This is a genomic window from Mesorhizobium sp. B2-7-2 (assembly GCF_006440775.1).
Lineage (GTDB): Bacteria > Pseudomonadota > Alphaproteobacteria > Rhizobiales > Rhizobiaceae > Mesorhizobium.
Genome location: NZ_VFTZ01000012.1, coordinates 81,383 through 98,979, shown reverse-complemented (window position 1 = coordinate 98,979; position 17,597 = coordinate 81,383). Strand labels below are relative to the sequence as shown.

Below are 17,597 nucleotides of genomic sequence, written 5' to 3'. Positions count from 1 at the left end.
TGTTTAGCTGGGAGGGAGCTTATGGGGATCATCGAGACAGCAGCGCTGGGCGCCGTCGGCGGCATTCTGCCGGATATCATCAAGGCCATTCGCAAGCGCTTTGAGTCGACGCCGTCATATATCAAATCAAGCTACTATTGGTTCAGTGTGGTGTTGTTGGCGATCATCGGTGCGGTCGCGTCGATAGCGGCTCATGCCGGAACCGCTCAGGAAGCGCTGGCCTACGGAGCCAGTTCGTTCGCACTCCTCACACAGGTCGTGGGACAGACTGAGGAGAAGCATCTGGGAGGCGCGGACGAGGCGAGCCTGATACGCCAGATTCGCACCTGGTGGGGTTCGTGAAGCTCGCTGAAGCTTCCTCCCCGTCAAACCTTTTTCGGCGCTTCATTCGATTGACGGGTGCAGGTCCGGATCGCGACATTGGGCTTCCCTGGTTGCGGCTGCCATTCCTGGACCGCCCGTTCGACCTTTGGTCGCGAGATTCCAGATTGGCACTCAGGTCTGCTTTTCCAGCAGGCGAGATTGCCGCGGCGCTCGACGAACGCATGTTTGAGGATCGCGAACCGCTCTTCTTAAGGATCGGCGCGGGCGCCAGGGAATCCGCCGTCCCGTGGGAAGCGTTCCAGGCGGAAATCAGTCCGCTCAACCGCCACAAGCTCGCGCCCGTGCGGACTGTCGATGATGATCGCAGCTTCGGGTTCGCGGCGGTGCCGGAACGTATGAGAGTGCTTGCATTGGTCGGGCATCCAGGACCCGAACGCGCTTTTGACCCGCAAGCAGCCCATGATTTCCTTGCTGAAACCCTTGCGGCAGCCGCTACCGCGAGCGGCCGTATCGACGAATACGACCTGCTCCAGCTTCGCGCTGATGACCTCGACGCAGCAGTGGCGCTGGCACGGACGTTGAGGCCGAATGTGGTCATCTTCTTCGGCATCGGGCAAAGGGCACCCGCGCCGCAACTGCGCACGGCAGATGGCGACGACGGCTGGATGGCCGTTTCCGCGCTAGCGCAACGATTGTTTCCAACACCTCATTCGGCGCCGCCGTTCTGGATTTTCTGGGCCTGCTCACTCGGCGAACATGATGAGCAGACCTCCCAAAGTGTCGAGGGAGGTGCGGCGCTAACAGCGCTGCGCCAAAGCGGGGGTATTTCGGTCCTCGCCATGCGCTCGCGTATCCGCGTGCGCGCGGCACGCATCATGATCGAGGCGCTTTTGGGATCTTTCGCATCGGGAGAGCCTTTGGAGGTGGCGGCCGCCGTTAGCCGTGCTGCGGCTCTCAACGCCGATGTGATCTCTGACGGCCGGATGGACTACGCCGCGCCCGCCGTCTGGTCGCTTAGCGAGCCCGTGGACGCCGTCAGCTGGGGTGACGAGCCAGCGTTTCCGGCGTCCTGGGTGGCAGTGCGTCTTTTGTCAGGCGCCAACGAACTTCCCGCGCTTGCAAACGGGGTGGCTCCGATCGATGAGACGTCGTCGGCGCTCGCCCGCACCTGGACCCGGCCCGGTCGATATTTTGCGGTAACCGGTTCCGCGTCAATCGATCCGGGATCGCGCGCGCGGCTGCTTTCAGTTGGCGCAGCCCTGCGTCGTGATACAGGTCGGCCGGTCGTTCCGGTTTTGCCACGCTCAGGCGCGACTTTTGATCAACGCCTGCGGTTGTGGGCTGAGGACGCCTTTCGCCAGCTTGACCCCCGGCACCATGATCGCGAGATCGCCCAGGCAATTGCCGCCATTCGGGACACAGGTCTAAACGGGCTTGCCCGACTCCTTGCAATCCCCGACATTGTCGTTTTGCTGGGGGAAGTTCCCGATTCAGCGGTCGCATGGGACGTGCTTGTGACTGCGGCGGCGCTGAGTTCGGTGGTAGTCGCAGGTTCCGCTGTCCCTGACGCGGCCCGGCAATGGGCGATCGATCAGCTTATGATGGACATGGCCAACGAAGAGATCGAAGCCGCGGTGCGCGCGGAGCCATTGGTGTCGGCTATCCTGAGCGTCTCCGAGCGGGCGCTGGCCATGGGTGATGTCGGGCGCATAACTGGCGTGGAAGCAGCCCGACTTACCCGGCTCGATCCCTTTTGCGTACGCGTTGCAGGACAACGGGTGCTTGCAGAGACGGTTCGGCGCACCATGCTGCGATTGTTGCCGTCCGAAACAGTTGATGCAGCCCATCGCTCCTGCATAACAATGCTGCTTGATCGGCCGGTAGAGCACGATTTCGGCGCGCTGGTCGAAGTTGTTCGTCACTATGCTTCACTAAGAGAGGGAAGTCAGGCCGCAGAAGCGATCAATGCCGCTTGGCTTGCGGCTGGCGCTGGCTGGTCGATCTCGGATCGGGCACGACTGTTTGATCAAGCAACGCAAAGCCGCGTCTTGGTCGACGAGCTCGCCGCCGCCCCGTGGTTCTCAATCTGCGAAGCCGCCATTGTCTTGCAGCAATTCGCACTGGTCCGCACCATGCTTAGCGGCCGTAACTTTTCCACGCCTGTCGAAAAGGCGCGAAAACATGCGATGTTGTCGGAGTGTTTCAAGGCTGACGCCACGCAACCGCCAGCGCAACAAGCGATGCGCCGCGAGGCTGCGGCAGCGGTGGCCGAAGCCCAGGCGGCCGTCGACGCTGGTATCGCCGATGCCGCCGTCCAGTTGTCACAGTATCGCAACAACCTTGCCCGCATCAGCCAGTATTTTGATCATGACTATGATGGCGCGCTTGCGGTCTATGACACGATCCTCAAGGAGGTCGGGCCCTCAGCCTTCGCGAATCCAATCTTCGGGCACCTCTTTGCGGCGGCCAGCCGCAATGCTGCCGAATGCGTTCTCGATCCAGCCATGCGTCCGCTCGATCCGGTTATCCGCGACCGCGCCGAAGCACTTGTTCAGCAGGGCCTCGAGGTGGCCCGAGCGCTTCACCTTGCTGAAGTGGAAATGGAACTTCGCTACACTAGGGCACGCATCGCGGAGGCCGCCAATGACGATCAGACCGCTGCCCTTATTCTAGCCGGACTGTCCGATGGCGAGGCGCAACGCCGCTATCCGCTTCTCGCAGCCATCGCGGCGGACAGGTTGGCTTGGAACGAGATGCGCACCGGTCATCGCCGGTTCAGTTGGGACGATGCGCGCGCCAGGCTTCGGACATTGCGCTTGTTCGAGCATGCCTGGGCGCAACGGGTTGTCATAAGGAACCGCATAGATTGCGCGGATTGTCTGGCAGCAAGGGGCGCGCCGGATCGCGAGACCGCGATCGAGCTGCTCAAGGACAATGTGGCCGACATCAGACGCCTGCCAGGGCTGACAGGAGACGAAGACGCGCAGCGCGCGGCAAAAACCCATGCCGGCCTGGATGTCCTCACCGCGTCCGGGGGGACGGTTTGGGCCGCTTTTCTAGAATCCCCCCTGGCCGCCAAGGTGCCCGAGCCGTGGAAGCGGGGGACCGCCGAAGAAATCTGGCAAGGGAGGATCTGAATGGGAACGGGGGGATTTGGGGGCGGCAGCGGCTCGCTCGGCGGCGGAGGCGCCGGGTCGGCAGGATCGGGCGGTTCCCTGTTGCGGGCCATCACGTATCTGCGCGACATCGCACGAATGCTGACGGCCGACGGCGATCAGGCACGACTAACGCGCGAGATCAATGCATTGCTACGCGAACGAGGACGCGCGGGCTTCATGGCGGGGCTATTTCAAGACCCCTTTGCGACCACACTGCTCGACAGGTTGATAGAACTCAGCAGGGCAATGCAAGGGCAAAGATGGTCTGGCATCTTGGATCAGAGCGGCGTTGCCAAAGGTTCAGGATCGATCACCGCCTATTGCGACGTGGCGATTGACCAAGCTTTGCGCGAGCATGGCGACGCCGTCGATGAAAGGCATATCGACCGCGTCGGTCTGGCGTTTCGCTCGTTTCTTGCAACCGCCCTTGCGGGCGATAACCTGGCGGTGGCCGAACGAGGCGATGCGGCAGCGGTAGAAGTGGCCTTCGATCGGACCCGCTTCGCCGACCCGAATGACATTCGTCGCGGCTTTCTCGGGCAAATCATTGCCAAAAGCATTGTCGGTGAATCCTGCATAGACCTCGGGGCGTCGGAGTTGTCGGTCGAGCGCGCCGCCAATACGATCGCCGCCGCTATCCAGCAACGCTTTGAGGAGAAATTCGTCCGCACCCGCAAGGCTGCCAGCGGCGATCTGCTGGCGACCATAGGTGCCAACTATTCGAAACTGGTAATCGGATGATGAGCACGCCTCGGACCATTCCCGCCCATATCGAGATCGTCAAGGCGCCGCGGCGGGAGACACAGGTCATCGACCTCGACCTTGCAAGCATCCAGTGGCACAACGCGGCCGGCCTCGGTCCGCTTGGGCTCGATCCCCGAGCGCTTGATCTCCTGGAAGTGGCGCGCCTCGTCTGGGAAGTGGAGCGCTATATTCCCAAGCGTATTTCGAGCCAGCGCGTTCGATCGGTAAAGGTGGCTGTTTCGGTGCGCGAACCCTCAGCATGGACGACCGCAACCCATGCAGCCCTAACGGCGATCCTGCGCTTATTGGGCAACGCTGAATGGACGTTCGCGGTCTCCAAGCGAAAGACCTCGAACGCGCTCGATCGGCTTTCGTTGAATGGCTCACACACAGATCGCGTTCAGACCACCGCGTTGTTTTCGGCGGGCCTCGACAGCACCAGCGGGCTGGACTGGCTGCGCCGCAACGACACCGACGCTGCGCTCGCTTCCTTTTATGGCGCCAAGGCAAGGCAAACGGAGTTGGCCGATCAATTCGCTTTCAAACGCCATGTCCAGGTAGGATGCACGTGGTCCAATGGACGACGACGCATCGGCGGGCAGTTTCAATATCGCTCTTTCCTGTTCCTTGCGCTCGGCGCGTTGGTCGCGCGTTCCTATGGCGCCACGACGTTGCTCCAGTTCGAAAACGGCCCTTTGGCGATCGCGATGCCACCGGCGGCGACCTATCGGATGACCCGCCATGCACATCCCATGCTGCACACCTTGGCGAGCGGTCTGTTCTCAAACCTCTTCGGCGAACCGTTGTCGGTTCAGAACCCGTTTTTGACCACAACCAAACGCGAAGCCGCCGAGGCGATGAAGGCGCATCTTGGTGCCAAGCGGTTCGATAAGGCCATCCTCGAAACCGAGACCTGTTGGAACCTGGCGTCGCGCCAGGTGCTCGGCGCCATTACCAAGCGCATCGGTCAACCATGCGGACTTTGCATTCCCTGCGCGGTGCGCAGAACCGCTTTGCGCGGCCGAGATGTCCCGCACGCGGTCGATCTGACATCCAAAAAGGACCCGCACTTCACTGACGGCGATGCGCGTATCCATATCGACGCTTATCTGGCATGGGCACGAAAGCTCACCGCATCGTCCTATGGACCCGAGCGCTTCGCGTTCGAAGCGCCGCAGATCGTGCGAGAGGCGGTTACACATTCCCAGGGCAAGCTGACGATGGCAGAGATTTTTGACATCGAGCAACGCTTCGCCCGCGAGTTGATCGAGACGTTTCCGGTGCCTTGATGACCATTATCGGCCTACCGAATTTTCTTGTAGCACTCAGCATCAAGCAGCCCTGGGCGGAACTGATTTTGCTGGGCCGCAAAACCATCGAAGTGAGAAGCTGGCCGACCGACTTCCGGGGGCCGTTGATCTTGCACACCGGCAAGAAGCCGGAGCTGGAAGCCCTGTTTCGATATCCCGATATCGACGCAAGCTACTTGGGTGGGTTCGTCGGCGTGGCCGAGCTGGTGAACGTCGAACTGTTCACCCATGCCAGCTGGAGCCGTCTCAGGTCGGAGCATATGGTGCCTGGCCCTATGCCAGGCGAAGCCTTTGGCTGGCGTTTTCGGCATGTCCGCCGGTTGAAACGGCCAGTAGATGCCAGCGGCAGTCTCAAGTTGTTCCCAGTTTCGGAGAACGCAAGACAGGCCATGGAATTCTGACACGCGGACCGTCACGCCTGCTTTTGGCGCAGCGCAAACCCCGGTTCCGTCGTTTAATTCGCCTCGGACGCTGGCCACCGCAATGGCCGTTCCTGGTGCCTATCGAGAAGCCCGCGGCGTAGACCTATACAGGCGATGCGATGAAAGGGCTTGAGATCGAAAATCTCGGGCTCTGCAGGGCAGAAGTTGATCGCAAACGCTCATGGTCCCCTTACGCCCCAGCATTTACACGGGGCGCGAGCGCATGGCGTTCGTAGTCGAGGAGCAACCCGCATCTTCACTAGGCGTGCCTGCGATAAAGTCTTCAAGAAGCGCCCAAGAGAACAAACCTGGGAAGGAGTTGCGCGACCTCACCGGAGTGGTCGAGTCCGAATTTGTCCTCCCGCTCTACGCCGGTGACAACACGAACCGGGGCGCAGCAGATCGTCGTGGTCCTTGTGGCAAGAGCGGCTAGTCCCAGCAGCCCAAATCGGATTGCATCCAGGTTGAGCCATTGGTGGGATCGCGCCGAATCGTATTTTTCGATGGGACACCCCGGCCGGATGTCTCATGCCGTCTAAATCAATAGCATCCCGCATGATGGGCGTTTTGGCGGGTAAATTCCGGAAGTTTACTCTAAGTTTTTGATTTTATTGATAATATGGCGGAGAGAGCGGGGCCTGGCGATACAACTCCTCGGATAACTGATGTCAGCCTCCGAGGCTTCGTATCTAGCCTGAACCCGGGCGGCCGCCATTTTGGCCTCAAGGCGCGGCCTTCCCCAGCGTATCGGTATACGACACTACCGGACGGGGCCGAATACGTTTCGGCAGACGATCTGAATTTTCGTCCCCTGTCGGTGGTGATAGTGGGCATCAGCGCGGCGTGGCCGCGTTCAGTCTCCTGCGTTCCATCTTTCTGCCTAATCGTGCCGTGTCTGGTGTCGCCGGCCGTTTCCCCACGATGCTCATGTTCGGTGGTCACCGGATCAGTTGCCTCCTCTGATGCGTCGCTCCTCACCGATCGGGATGATCCAGCCGCCAGCGCGGTCAGGCCGAGAAAAATCATCGGGACCCCCTATCTGCGTCAGGCGGATGCGAACGGTTTGCAGCTCCGCGTCGATAGCGGCACGGATGAGATCGCGCTCGATGCCGACGAAGACCGGCCGGAGATTGAGGCGAGCGAGCGCCTCCTGATCGGCGGGCGCAACGTCGGTGTCAGCGACGGGTCCGGCACGGGTGACGATCCCTCCGATCAGTCCGCCCATGGTCGTGGCCTTTTCCAGCTCTCTCACCAACGTGGCATCCAGCAGCGCTCGGGCGCGTTGGAGATCCCCTTGGAGTCTTCGCGCGAACGGCTGGTGTGTGAGGCCGCGAAGCGCACTGGCTAGCTCAGCGTGCCCAAGCGACTTGATGAGATTGGCGATATGGAGGCGGAGAAGCCCGATGAAGAGCGCGTCTTTCTCCTCCGGCTTGATCGGCTCGCCTTCATCGATCGGATCGCGGACTGAGAGGTGGGCGTCCGTCGGATTTGGCGCCGCCATCCCCCAGCGGGTCGCGATGGCAATGCGCTTCACTGTGATCTTGCGGCCTCCAGCGGTGATATCTATCCGTCCGGCCTGAGCCCAGGCGCGGTTCAACGCTTTGGCCGGGCCGCCATTATCGTGGCAACCTTTCGCTTCGGCCACGGTCAAGGAGGACAGGTCGGATGCGCAGGCGATCCAGTCGGGCAGATCGCCGCGGGACAAGCGCGTGACTTTGACCTGCCGGCGGCGATCGAGGTCGATGATGCGGCTGCCGAGATGCGCGAAGATCGAAAGGTTGAAGTAGCGTTCCAGATAGGCGCGGGCAACGAAGCGGCCGAACAAGCCGGATAGCGCGACCTTCACCTCGCGGGCTTGCCCAAGCGGTTCCCGGAAGATGAAGGGCGTACCCGCGCCGGTTGGCGTCAACAGCGCGTCCAGGATAGACCACGCGCCATATGCAGCCCCTGGCGTCTGCAACACTTCGCGAATCCCGGCGTCCTCGATCTCCGAGACGTCGAGGTCGACGGTCGCGCCCGCGACAGGGCTGAATGTTGGCGGATCGAAATTGTGGAGGAAGGTCCTCGTCATAGCGCCAGCGCCAGCTTGGGATCGTCATGCTCGAAAGCGCTGGCCATTCGGCTGATTTCCGCCGATCGAGCGCCGACCGCCTTGGCTGTATCGCGCCAGGTCGCTGTCACGGTCGCGACCTCTTTGATAATCGCGCGGGCCTGCGGCAGGGTGAGCGCGAAAAATATCGACGCGTTCAAGCAGATCGAGCGAACAGGTGCCCTCATCGAGATCGATGTTCGTCGTCAGCACCCGGGCCTTGAGATCTGTCGGGACGGGATTGAGGTCGTATGCCGGCGAGAGAGACCACCCCGCCTTTCCCAGCCATAGGAAACCGTGATTGCGGAGGTGGTCGTCGACATTGGAAACCAGCACATTGAAGACGACCCGCCGATAGAGGGCATGCGCGTCCGTCTTCCCCTGGGCGCCGTGTTGAGCAAGGGCATCGACGATCTCCGGATAGCTGCCGCGCTCACCGTCCTTGGCGCCCATCATCGCCATCGCCGACAGGAACGGGATGCGGCTCGCACCGTCACGATCGAAGCGTCGCGACAACATGACTGGCTTGCCGGCGACCTCGATCAGCTCGTGTTGAGGCGTGGCAATACCTGCCTGGCCGGCCAGCCGCAGCGCGATCTGTTCCCAGGTCTCCATACTGTAGTCGTCGGTCTCCTTCGGGAATTTCGCTATGGAGAGGTGACCATGTTGGTCGATAACCGAGGCCTTCGGTCGGGCACCGCCCAGGGAGGAGCCTGGGGCAAAGATGAGCTGCAAGTCTTCATCCGTTTCCTCGTCTCGGAGGATCGTTCGGTGATCTGGAGCAAACGGCCAAGCTCGATTAAAGCAGGAACGCCCGTGCGGATCGGCGCTTGGAAAATCTCTTCGCCGACCCAGCGGAAGCGGAGGGCGCCAAGTCGCGTCTCGTCGGCGACGCTGAGCAGGTAGTCGCTTTCTACAAGCGTGCGAACCGCGCGGCCTTCTTGGTCGGCGAGGCGGCGTTCGGCGCGCTGCATGAGGCGCCGGCCCCAGGTATCCGGCGCTGAGTCGCCGATGGAGCCGAAAGTCACAAGACCTGCAGGGGGGGCGAAGGCTCCGCGGGTCAAAGCAAGAGCTGGCTCTAGCGAGAAGCGGTCCGGATCCTCAAGCCATGCTCCGTCATACTCGAAGAGGATGGTCTCGGTTCCCCGGACGCGATTGCTCCTCGCCAGTCCGATCGGGCGTGTGCGGCCGTCCAAATCGATATGGACCTCGAAGTCAGCCATCGCGCGACGATCCGGTTGGCCGCTGGAGGTGGACATGCTTGGGCAGGTCGGCACTGGCGAGCGCCTGACCGACGCTGTCGTTGCTGATGTCGGCGACCTGGCCCAGGCCCTCAAGGAGGCCGAGGGCCTGCAGGACGCCGGCATAGATGCCGACGCTGACGTTGGTGTCCCCGGCTTCGACCCTTTGCAGAGTCGAGCGAGAAGTGAAGGCGCGCTCGGCTACCACCGCCATCGGCAGCCGTCGGCGTCGACGGGCATCATGAATGTCAGCCCCAAGCTTGCGCAGCACGCGCCGCACCGCAGCCGGAGGGTTGTGTGGAGTGGGCATTATGTCACCTTCGCGCTACAGATTGGTCCGTTATGTAGCACGAAGACTACAATTCATCTAGCCCTTGAAGCCTCATCTCAATGGAGAACGAAGTTCTATTACCGCCGTCGTGACGGCATCGACGGGACCCCCCAGTCGTCGGCGATCGCGGCGAGCGTGGTCATCACGTCATCGAAGCTCGTTCGGACGACCTGAGTGAAAGGAGCGTCTGTCTCCGTCACTATGCGGTCGATCTGGGCAAGTGCAGGCGAGAGAGCGGCCGCGATGCGAACGGGTCATCTCGGCATGACGGAGAAATAGCATAGCATCGGCGCACATCGAGCCTCGCTTTTGCTTCGGGTGAACCAGTGAAGCACGACCGTGCCGCGATGCTGTGGGAGATACGACCGTGCCGCGATGCTGTGGGAGATATTGTTCGTGCAGGTGCGGCCGCTGCCCGCCTTAAAAACTGTCAAGAAAGGTGGCGAGCGCCCAGACCCGTATCAGGATCCACTAAGGCTCGGGTATTCAGGCTCCGCGCCTCCGACGCGACCATGCTCTGAAGCCGCACCTCCAAGATAATAGGTTTTCCTTCGCCGGATGGAGGCGGTCAGAAATCCAACGCTTTGGCCAGCATCGGTTCAAGAACCAGATCCGGCCGACCTCCCTTTTCGCGAAGCTCCATTGCCCTTATGATCTTCGTGCCTTCATGGCTGTGCTTCCAGTCCCGAGACGCTTCGGCCGCGACGACGAGGTAGTCGGTCTGGCCGCAGACGGTTTCCTTCCAATCACCGCCGCGTTCGCAAATCATCTCAGCGATTACCTTTCGCGGGCCAATGGCGAATTTTCCCGTGAGGACGAACATCCGACTCGGAATTACGAGCCGGCTTGCATCCTCCAAGGCGCCGTCAATGACACCCACATTGCCGAAGGTAGGCAGCCCCGTATCTGTCGCGCTGTCGCCGACAAGATGGGCAATCCACCCGCATATGTCTTCTGCCTCCTCGGCGGTTATGCGACGGTCAGAAATAGACCTTCTGGCAGTTTCTCCGAGAGACGCCACGCGGCTGTCTCTCTGCAGGACCACACTCGAGTCCAACCTGGACAGCAGTCTTTCGACCTCTGCGGGCGTGATGGAGTTGTCGCAGGCGATACCGGCACAGAACCCGTAGAACTCGTTGACTTCGTCCTTCTCGTCAGCGGCGATAAACTCCCGCGAGCGTATGCCGACTATTGTTTCAAGGATGGCGTAGATCTCTTCGGGCGCGTTACCCCACACATCCAGATCGCGAATGAGCTCGGCAGCATCGTCGTCGTGAAGAAGGGACAGGAACTGCTCAGCTTCGACCCTGAGTGGCGGCATCTCCGCGCTCTCGACCCGCTCGCTGGCCATCACGCCCTTCAAGAACCCGAGCCAGTACCCCAACGCCTTCCGGTGATTTGCCTGCGCATGGATTCTACCGAGCGCGGCCCCTTCGTGTTCGAGTTTACCGCCCCTTCCGCGGAACACTTCAACCATTGTCGCCCCCTCGACTCTTGGTTTCGATCTTAGCAGACATCAGAACACTCATCTATCCGCCGACCAGACAACGCGTGCCTAAACCGGAAGGCCTATCCCGTTAGCTCCCTGCTTTCGAGATGGTAGGGCCAGGTTGCCACCCCAGGAACGGCGTTTCGGCCGAGCGGTCGACCAAAGAAGACGCTCTGGACTCACCAAGGATCAGGCGCCTGAACCCGCTGCCTCCGACGCGCTCTGTCTCTCGCCCAGCCGTGCTCGTCCGCAAGGGACGCTCCGCTCAAGCCCTTGCGGACTGCGCGCGCCTGCGCATGGCGGGACGCGCGACGGCGGCTCCGGAGATCAGGCTTGGTTCCAGACCGCTTCGTGCGGGGAGCTAAAGCTCGAGATCGCCCTTTCGCCTACTGTGCCGACACCGTTCTGTCCCTGGCGCTGCCGTGCTCTTTGATTAAATCTGCCGAATTCTCGCGTATCCTGCGGCCGCGCATGTGAGCACAAGGTGGCGCCGGCGCTTCGACGAGCCACCCCACAAAAACCAGCGTCGGGATGGCGACCGAAATGCTGAGGCAAGAGACCGCCACTCCAGAATGAAAAGTTCGTCATGCATTCCCATGCCGTTATTGCGTCCCTGCCAGTCGCCGGGGCCGACCGTACTGTCCTTATCGAGGCCGCCAACACCGCGCTCGAAAGAGCCATAAGCGCATTGAGCCCGCCAACGAGAAGCTGACTCGCACCCTTTGGGATGCCGAGTCCTATATCCATAATGAAATCACCGCAGACATGTTGCCGATTTCACGGGACGACGCTGCGTACTTCGTGGACGTGTTCCTGATGCATCATGTCATTGGATTGGCTGTCGCAGCAGACGAAGAGGCCGCTGATATCCCGGCCGTGACCTCGCCGGAGGTGGCTGGACCTGCCTGCTGCAATCTCGCGGGCAGCGCAATCAATACAGCGGTCTATTGTAGCAGACGCTTTATGAAGGCGAACCTCGACGATCTCGTGCGGCGCTGCGCCGGCCCGACCCGCCGATTCAAGCGGAGTGGTGCTGAGGTTGCAGGAAAATGCCCCCCGCAGGACTCCTGGAGGGCAGGCACGGGCTGGGTGCCGTGCTCGTGGGCTGGAGGCGCGTCACAGCGGCGCAGGCCCCGCACCCGGAGGGCGTCATGACGATGACGGAGGCCGCCCCCCTTCCTTGGAGTCCATCACTACACCCTGAGATTCCTGGTGGATTCGGGATACGTCGAAACGACCTCGTGAGAGGGAAACTGGGCGCAAGAACACTCGGGCCGAATTCACTACGGCCGTGGCAGCACGGCCGCTCCAGAACGATTTCGTCCAAGCCAGGAACGGGCCAGGAGACTGGGACGCGGTTCGAGTCCTTGCCCCCGGCTCTCGGAAGCAGGATTTAACCCTGCGATCCGCACCTCGATGGGGAACAGTCGCAAAGTGCAACCGAAGCTTTTGAGCAAGTGCTCACGGCTGAAATCGGAATCCGCCGGGGACTATGGATGTATCTTCGGCACGGCGACTTCAAAGGAACCGCCTCGTTATGGGCCAAAACGTTTGTGATGACGTAAAGGTCAGGCCAGAGTTGCCACTCCCCGCACGCGGTGTCCCTCAGAGGCGCCTTTCGCGACCAGAATCGTCTGATCTTTTGTCGGAACCCTGACAAAGCCGTGTCGTTGCAAACAGACAGAAGCGGAGACTAAGAGCCAATATAGTGAACTAAACCGACTCTTTGAATTGGCTTGGCTCTTGCATTTTGAATCGGCGTTCATTCCGCAACGGAGCCGTTCGATGTCCGGAGCCCGACCAGAGCGACACCCTTCGACCATTTCCTGTTGCGGAACGAGCGGCGTTATTTCCGAGCCGATTGCATACGAAGTAATTGCTAAAATCTTTAAATCAATCTCACAGGAGGAGAAATGGCTGACGAATTCATCTACGACGAAAATTGGTCGGCAATGTATGAGCTACTTACATTGCTGCGAGGTAAGAATGATGAGGTCGGCGAGACTGTCGCCTTTCTTCAGCGATTTTCCAGCGGAGGGAGTGCTCTTGAACTCGGCATTGGCGACGGACGCGTGGCGGTGCCGTTGAGCGAGCGAGGCGTCAAGGTCGAAGGTATCGACAATTCGGACAGCATGTTGAACCTTCTCGCCAAGCGTACTGGCCTGATTAAGTTTTGGAAGGCAGATATTTCAAGATTTAGATCGGAGCACCGCTACAACTTGGTGTATTGCGTTTGGAATACATTCACGCAGGCCGTCACGCGCGAAGCGCAAATAGCTTGCCTCCGATCTGCCGTGGAGGCGTTAGATGATGGAGGGAATTTGGTGATAGATGTAGGCGTGCCGCCCTTGGATGGTTTCGTCAACGGCCAGAAAATTTCCACGCTCGTTGTGGATCATGAGAATACGATCATCGCTGCTGATGTGCACGATCCGCTAACCCAAAAATTGGTCTCAACCCTCCTCTGGTTTTCTGGTACGTCGGTCAAACGATTGCCCAATCGCGTTCGTTACGTCTATCATCAGGAACTCGATACCATGGCCGAATGCGTAGGGCTCAAGCTGGCGGAGCGTTGGGGAGATTGGGCAGGAGGTGCGTTCACCGAACAGTCCAAACGTCATATCTCTGTTTACCGCCGAGCGACGACCGGTCTATAAAATGAGTTATCTCCAACTAATGTAAGGCAACCCCCCCCCGGGCGGGTGATAAAGCCTGGCAGAGCCTCATTGAAACGACCGTGAGGTTGATGTGAGCGGAACAAGCGAGCTTGGCGGCATAAGAGTCTATGATCGGTTCTACCTATTCGCAATATGGTCTGTAGGAGTCAGCAGCGCGAAGCGCGAACGTGCATCAGCGAACAAGCGCGGCTCACGAACTCCGATGCCTTAACAACTCGATCGCGCGCCGAACGACCTCGCTGGCTTCCTGCAAGCACTTGACCACCTGACGCCGAAGGCCACTTCGATCGGAAAGTGCTGTCAGCATAATTCGGCCGTCGGCAATCGCCAATGCGCACGCATGGCTCGCACAGGTCTTCAAAGCGCATCGGCGATGGAAGGCCCAACAGCGATGTCCATGCCTTCAGTGAAATGACCAAATCTGAACGGCGTCAGCTTCGCGCTCACAGATCAACGGGAGGGTCCAATTACATCCTGTTCTGGCTGCTGAGCGCCAGCGAGCCAAATGGGGCGATCCTCCAATGCTGTTTCCTTTGCAAGCCGTTTGCACAACGTTTGCCAGAGGGGATCGCCGGCGAATGCTGGCAAGCTGCCCCATGCCTCCCTCAAAGGTATCTCGCCATAGCAGTCGATTAACCGCCCAAAATCGCAGCCAAGCTGGGTCATAAGACTGAACGGATCGATTCGACCCGGCGAGATCGTGCGATGCCCCCACAGACTCGGCTCTTGGTCAGACCCCAGCGAGACGGACAAGCTACTATTTGCAGGTGACGGAAACTCAGAGAGAGTAGACAGCAAGGCATAGCGCATAATCGGATAGTAAACGATCTGGCGACTGCCGCCGAGCACCCGCACTCCAGGGAGTATCGATGTTACAAAGAATGACAGGAGCATACTGGGTATGATTTCATGCTCGTTCAACGATTGGAGAAGCGCGTCAGGTGCGCACTGTACAGAGAAGGTCCCGCTTTCGTTCAAAAACAGGCCATCGCGCAGCCGCAGGGGAAATATGCGCCCCCCTAAAAAATGCCAAAAGAAGTCGGTTGTCGTCTTTGCCCAGCCGGCCCATTGGCCGCAATCAAACGACACGAAATGATTGAGCAGCCTCTTCGCAAAAGAGCTTGGTCCAAACAGCGTTGACGAAAGCCACGATGACGGGTCGCGAAGATGCTGGGCGACTAGGTCGCCCACGTCCAAATCATCGAACTGCAACAACTGTAGATCCGATGCGAAGAAACGGCGCCAGAGGCTCTGATTGGCTGTCTTGATAGCATCGGCGGCCGAGAGAAACTCATCATCGGGCAGGGCTCTTTTCAATTGCGCGGCCAGTTGGCTCGCGATCCTCGTCTGTTTGGCGCTCGTCAGAGCAAAGCGCTGCGGCGCATGACGTCCGCAAACACTGAGTCGACCCATTTTTCTGTTTGACAGCCCGAAGAGATTGAAGTGCTGACCTCCAAGCCGCAGCCAACCGGGGCCTTTCTTGTCGCTTTCTTGGAATTTTACAGTTGAACTCGAATGAGTCACATACCAGCTGTCTTTATGGGAGCGCAGCCCCATGGCACTAAAGATATGCGTGTAGAACGCATCGGGTTCAAAAGCCAGGTAACAGTGTGGGCCGGTCTGAATGACCGGTCGGCTTCGAAGCTGTGCACCGAGTTTTTCAATCTGCTGATGCCCATAGCCCAGACGAGAGGCACAATCTGCAAGTCGTAACTCCATCTGCTCTAGAGCATGCATACGGACAGGATCGGCGGCGGCGGGCTTAGCGTCATAAGCGGCATGCGCATACGCACGTGTCGGAAGCGTCGAGTAACGCGAGATGTGTGGCATAAGCCAAACCAATGCTTCAGCGACGGGTTTTGGAGATGGCGATTTCATAACACGTCATCCGGTGGGCTGTTGGGCTACCGTTTTGCTTGGTGGACAGATGAGAATACCGACTGTCCAAACCACGACGATGACAACTCCGAAATACGGGAGCCCGGCCGAGGGCAACAGCGTATCGCCGGCAAGTGCAGTCAAACCATACACAACCAATCCAAACCCCGTTGCAAGGGTTTGGATGCGCGCTGGCCGATCGACGGGAACCGCAATAAAGCCGACTGCGCCGCTGGTAACAATTGGATCATCCTTCCCGACAAAGTAATGAGGTGACTGTCTGTACGCTGTTGGTTTCAAGAAGCGCGAGCCATGTCGCGGACATGAAATACGAGTACCTGCCGATATTGGAGGCAAGCCACTGGCCAAGAATGTACTGGTCGTAACAATGGCATTTTAGGACGCGTTGGTCGTTGGCCGGCTTCGCTCAGCTTCCGGACGCTGCCAGGCGGCGGAACGGCGGGGGTTCGAAGGCCAATCCCGGCAGCGAAGCCGGGGTTTCTGTATAGACGTATTCATTTGGAATGCAGGGTGGGGCCATCGCCGAAATTACACGCCGAAGATTGTCCGCGTTGTTGCTAGCGGCAAGTGTGTAGAAATTGCCAGAATTCCATGTCACGCATCCGTATTTGAAGTGCGCGGCCACCGACTCTGACATTTCAGATAGCGTCGTCTCATTGAGGTTCATTTGCTTAAGAATGGATTCAGTTTTCTTTTTGATATCATCCTGAGTGAAGAAGCGCGCTTTATATCCGTAGTCTTTCTGGAGCTCCCGGCTCAAGTATGAGATGTCGTCGTCTTGCCGAAATTTTTCGAAGAAGAAGAATATCCCACCGTCTTTCAAGTGACGTTTCACAAAGCCAATCTGCGCCTTTCGATTGGGCGAATACATTTGAAATGTGGTGTCCTCCAAGATGATGTCGAATCCGTCGGCAAAGTGCCTGAGCGCCAACGTCCCAACCATTCGGCTCCGGGTCAAGTGATGAAATGGGCCGAGGAAGAATGTTGCATGCGCGGGCCGTCCGTGCAGAAAGAAGCTTTCCTCGTTTTCCTTATTGGGACTGCATGAAAGGGTCTGAATCTTGCCGTTACCCAGCTGGGCAAGCGTTCGAGCGAGTGTGCCTTCGGCGGCCCCCAGCAGATAGAACCGAGCCGGGAGGGTCTCATCCGCGATAGCGTCTGCATATCGCAAGAAGGCATCGCCAACTCGAACCTCCTCCTCAAGACGATAAGGAATGCTGGCATGATAGTGAGGGTCGAAGCGGCCCCAGATCTGGCGATGCGCGCCGGTGAAGCTTTGCAGCGACGCATCCCCTTGGAAAAGGCGCGCATCAACGCTCGGAACTTTGATCGGGGCTCCTGATCGCCCTGCTGCGGTCGCCGAAAAGAAATCGGCCATTTCATTCAATCGTGGTGCCTTATCGCAGTCCTTGAAAAAGTCTCCCACCCGCTGTTCCATTCCGCTCTTCCCAAGTGAATTGTTCGACGCACAGCTCCGGTACTTCGCGCATGGCTCCGTCACTAGACGCATCCGAGGCAGGCCGGCTTCGCCATAGTTATATCACATCACAATAAGTACTAATGTAAAAGTTAAGCTAAAATCAAATATAGGTCGCGACTTGGAAACAACACACTCTGGACATTAATTAACAATCTGCGCAAGGAGTGTTAGACTTAGTCCGCAGACCTCAAAATTGGATGTGCACATGAGTTACTCACGCGTTGACCGGTATCGCCTGGTCGAGCTTGCCGGTCCCGGGCAATGATCACGTTGTCGCCAACATGGGGTGATCGCTTTGATCTCCCGCGTCAGCATCCTCCGCGTTGAAGCACTGATTGAGCTCGACACCGGAGAAGCGACCGGCGCCTGCATCGCCGACAATCCCAGCATGTTGACCCGTTATCAGCATGCGACCCAAACAGGCGGAGCGGT

The 17,597-nt window shown here is 59.4% G+C and carries 11 protein-coding genes and 1 pseudogene; 6 read left to right on the top strand and 6 right to left on the bottom strand.

The genetic code is table 11. From position 1 onward, the window contains the following. Positions 1–21: 21 nt before the first annotated feature. From FJ425_RS17875 to FJ425_RS17855, 5 genes are read left to right on the top strand one after another with little or no spacing between them, the layout of a single operon-like run. Complete coding sequence (locus FJ425_RS17875; protein WP_064993342.1) at positions 22–342, top strand: hypothetical protein; 321 nt, start codon at positions 22–24, stop codon at positions 340–342. Beyond that, positions 339–3,461, top strand: coding sequence for a hypothetical protein (locus FJ425_RS17870; protein WP_140698298.1), 3,123 nt, complete (start codon positions 339–341; stop codon positions 3,459–3,461). Before FJ425_RS17875 ends, FJ425_RS17870 begins: the two co-directional genes overlap by 4 nt. Then, on the top strand, positions 3,462–4,223 hold the full coding sequence (locus FJ425_RS17865; RefSeq protein WP_064993340.1) for a hypothetical protein: 762 nt from the start codon (positions 3,462–3,464) through the stop codon (positions 4,221–4,223). It begins immediately after the preceding gene. After that, positions 4,220–5,515 (top strand): hypothetical protein, encoded by a 1,296-nt coding sequence (locus FJ425_RS17860; RefSeq protein WP_064993339.1) that lies wholly within the window; start codon positions 4,220–4,222, stop codon positions 5,513–5,515. Before FJ425_RS17865 ends, FJ425_RS17860 begins: the two co-directional genes overlap by 4 nt. Further along, the gene (locus FJ425_RS17855) at positions 5,515–5,937 is read left to right on the top strand and encodes an ASCH domain-containing protein (protein WP_064993338.1); all 423 of its coding nucleotides are present in this window, start codon (positions 5,515–5,517) and stop codon (positions 5,935–5,937) included. Before FJ425_RS17860 ends, FJ425_RS17855 begins: the two co-directional genes overlap by 1 nt. Before the next feature lie 967 nt (positions 5,938–6,904). On the opposite strand, the gene FJ425_RS17850 is transcribed toward FJ425_RS17855, so the two are convergent. The 4 genes and pseudogenes from FJ425_RS17850 to FJ425_RS17830 form a co-directional block, all read right to left on the bottom strand. Continuing rightward, positions 6,905–8,029, bottom strand: a complete 1,125-nt coding sequence (locus FJ425_RS17850) for a hypothetical protein (RefSeq protein ID WP_064993337.1) — start codon at positions 8,027–8,029, stop codon at positions 6,905–6,907. Then, a pseudogene (locus FJ425_RS17845) lies at positions 8,026–9,270 on the bottom strand (HipA domain-containing protein). Before FJ425_RS17845 ends, FJ425_RS17850 begins: the two are co-directional and overlap by 4 nt. After that, positions 9,263–9,598, bottom strand: coding sequence for a helix-turn-helix transcriptional regulator (locus FJ425_RS17840; RefSeq protein WP_013533370.1), 336 nt, complete (start codon positions 9,596–9,598; stop codon positions 9,263–9,265). The pseudogene FJ425_RS17845 and the gene FJ425_RS17840 overlap by 8 nt, the downstream one beginning before the upstream one ends. A 589-nt stretch (positions 9,599–10,187) precedes the next feature. Then, complete coding sequence (locus FJ425_RS17830; RefSeq protein ID WP_064993336.1) at positions 10,188–11,096, bottom strand: hypothetical protein; 909 nt, start codon at positions 11,094–11,096, stop codon at positions 10,188–10,190. A 1,925-nt stretch (positions 11,097–13,021) separates the two neighbouring features. Here FJ425_RS17830 and FJ425_RS17825 point away from each other — a divergent pair. Beyond that, the gene (locus FJ425_RS17825) at positions 13,022–13,765 is read left to right on the top strand and encodes a class I SAM-dependent methyltransferase (protein WP_064993335.1); all 744 of its coding nucleotides are present in this window, start codon (positions 13,022–13,024) and stop codon (positions 13,763–13,765) included. Positions 13,766–14,236: 471 nt separating this feature from the next. Here FJ425_RS17825 and FJ425_RS17820 read toward each other — a convergent pair whose 3' ends face one another. Together FJ425_RS17820 and FJ425_RS17815 are read right to left on the bottom strand one after the other, a co-directional pair. Further along, positions 14,237–15,664 (bottom strand): hypothetical protein, encoded by a 1,428-nt coding sequence (locus FJ425_RS17820; RefSeq protein WP_064993334.1) that lies wholly within the window; start codon positions 15,662–15,664, stop codon positions 14,237–14,239. A 427-nt stretch (positions 15,665–16,091) separates the two neighbouring features. Continuing rightward, a complete protein-coding gene (locus FJ425_RS17815) occupies positions 16,092–17,123 on the bottom strand; it encodes a class I SAM-dependent methyltransferase (protein WP_064993333.1) in 1,032 nt (343 codons plus the stop codon). Between the last annotated feature and the right edge of the window lie 474 nt (positions 17,124–17,597).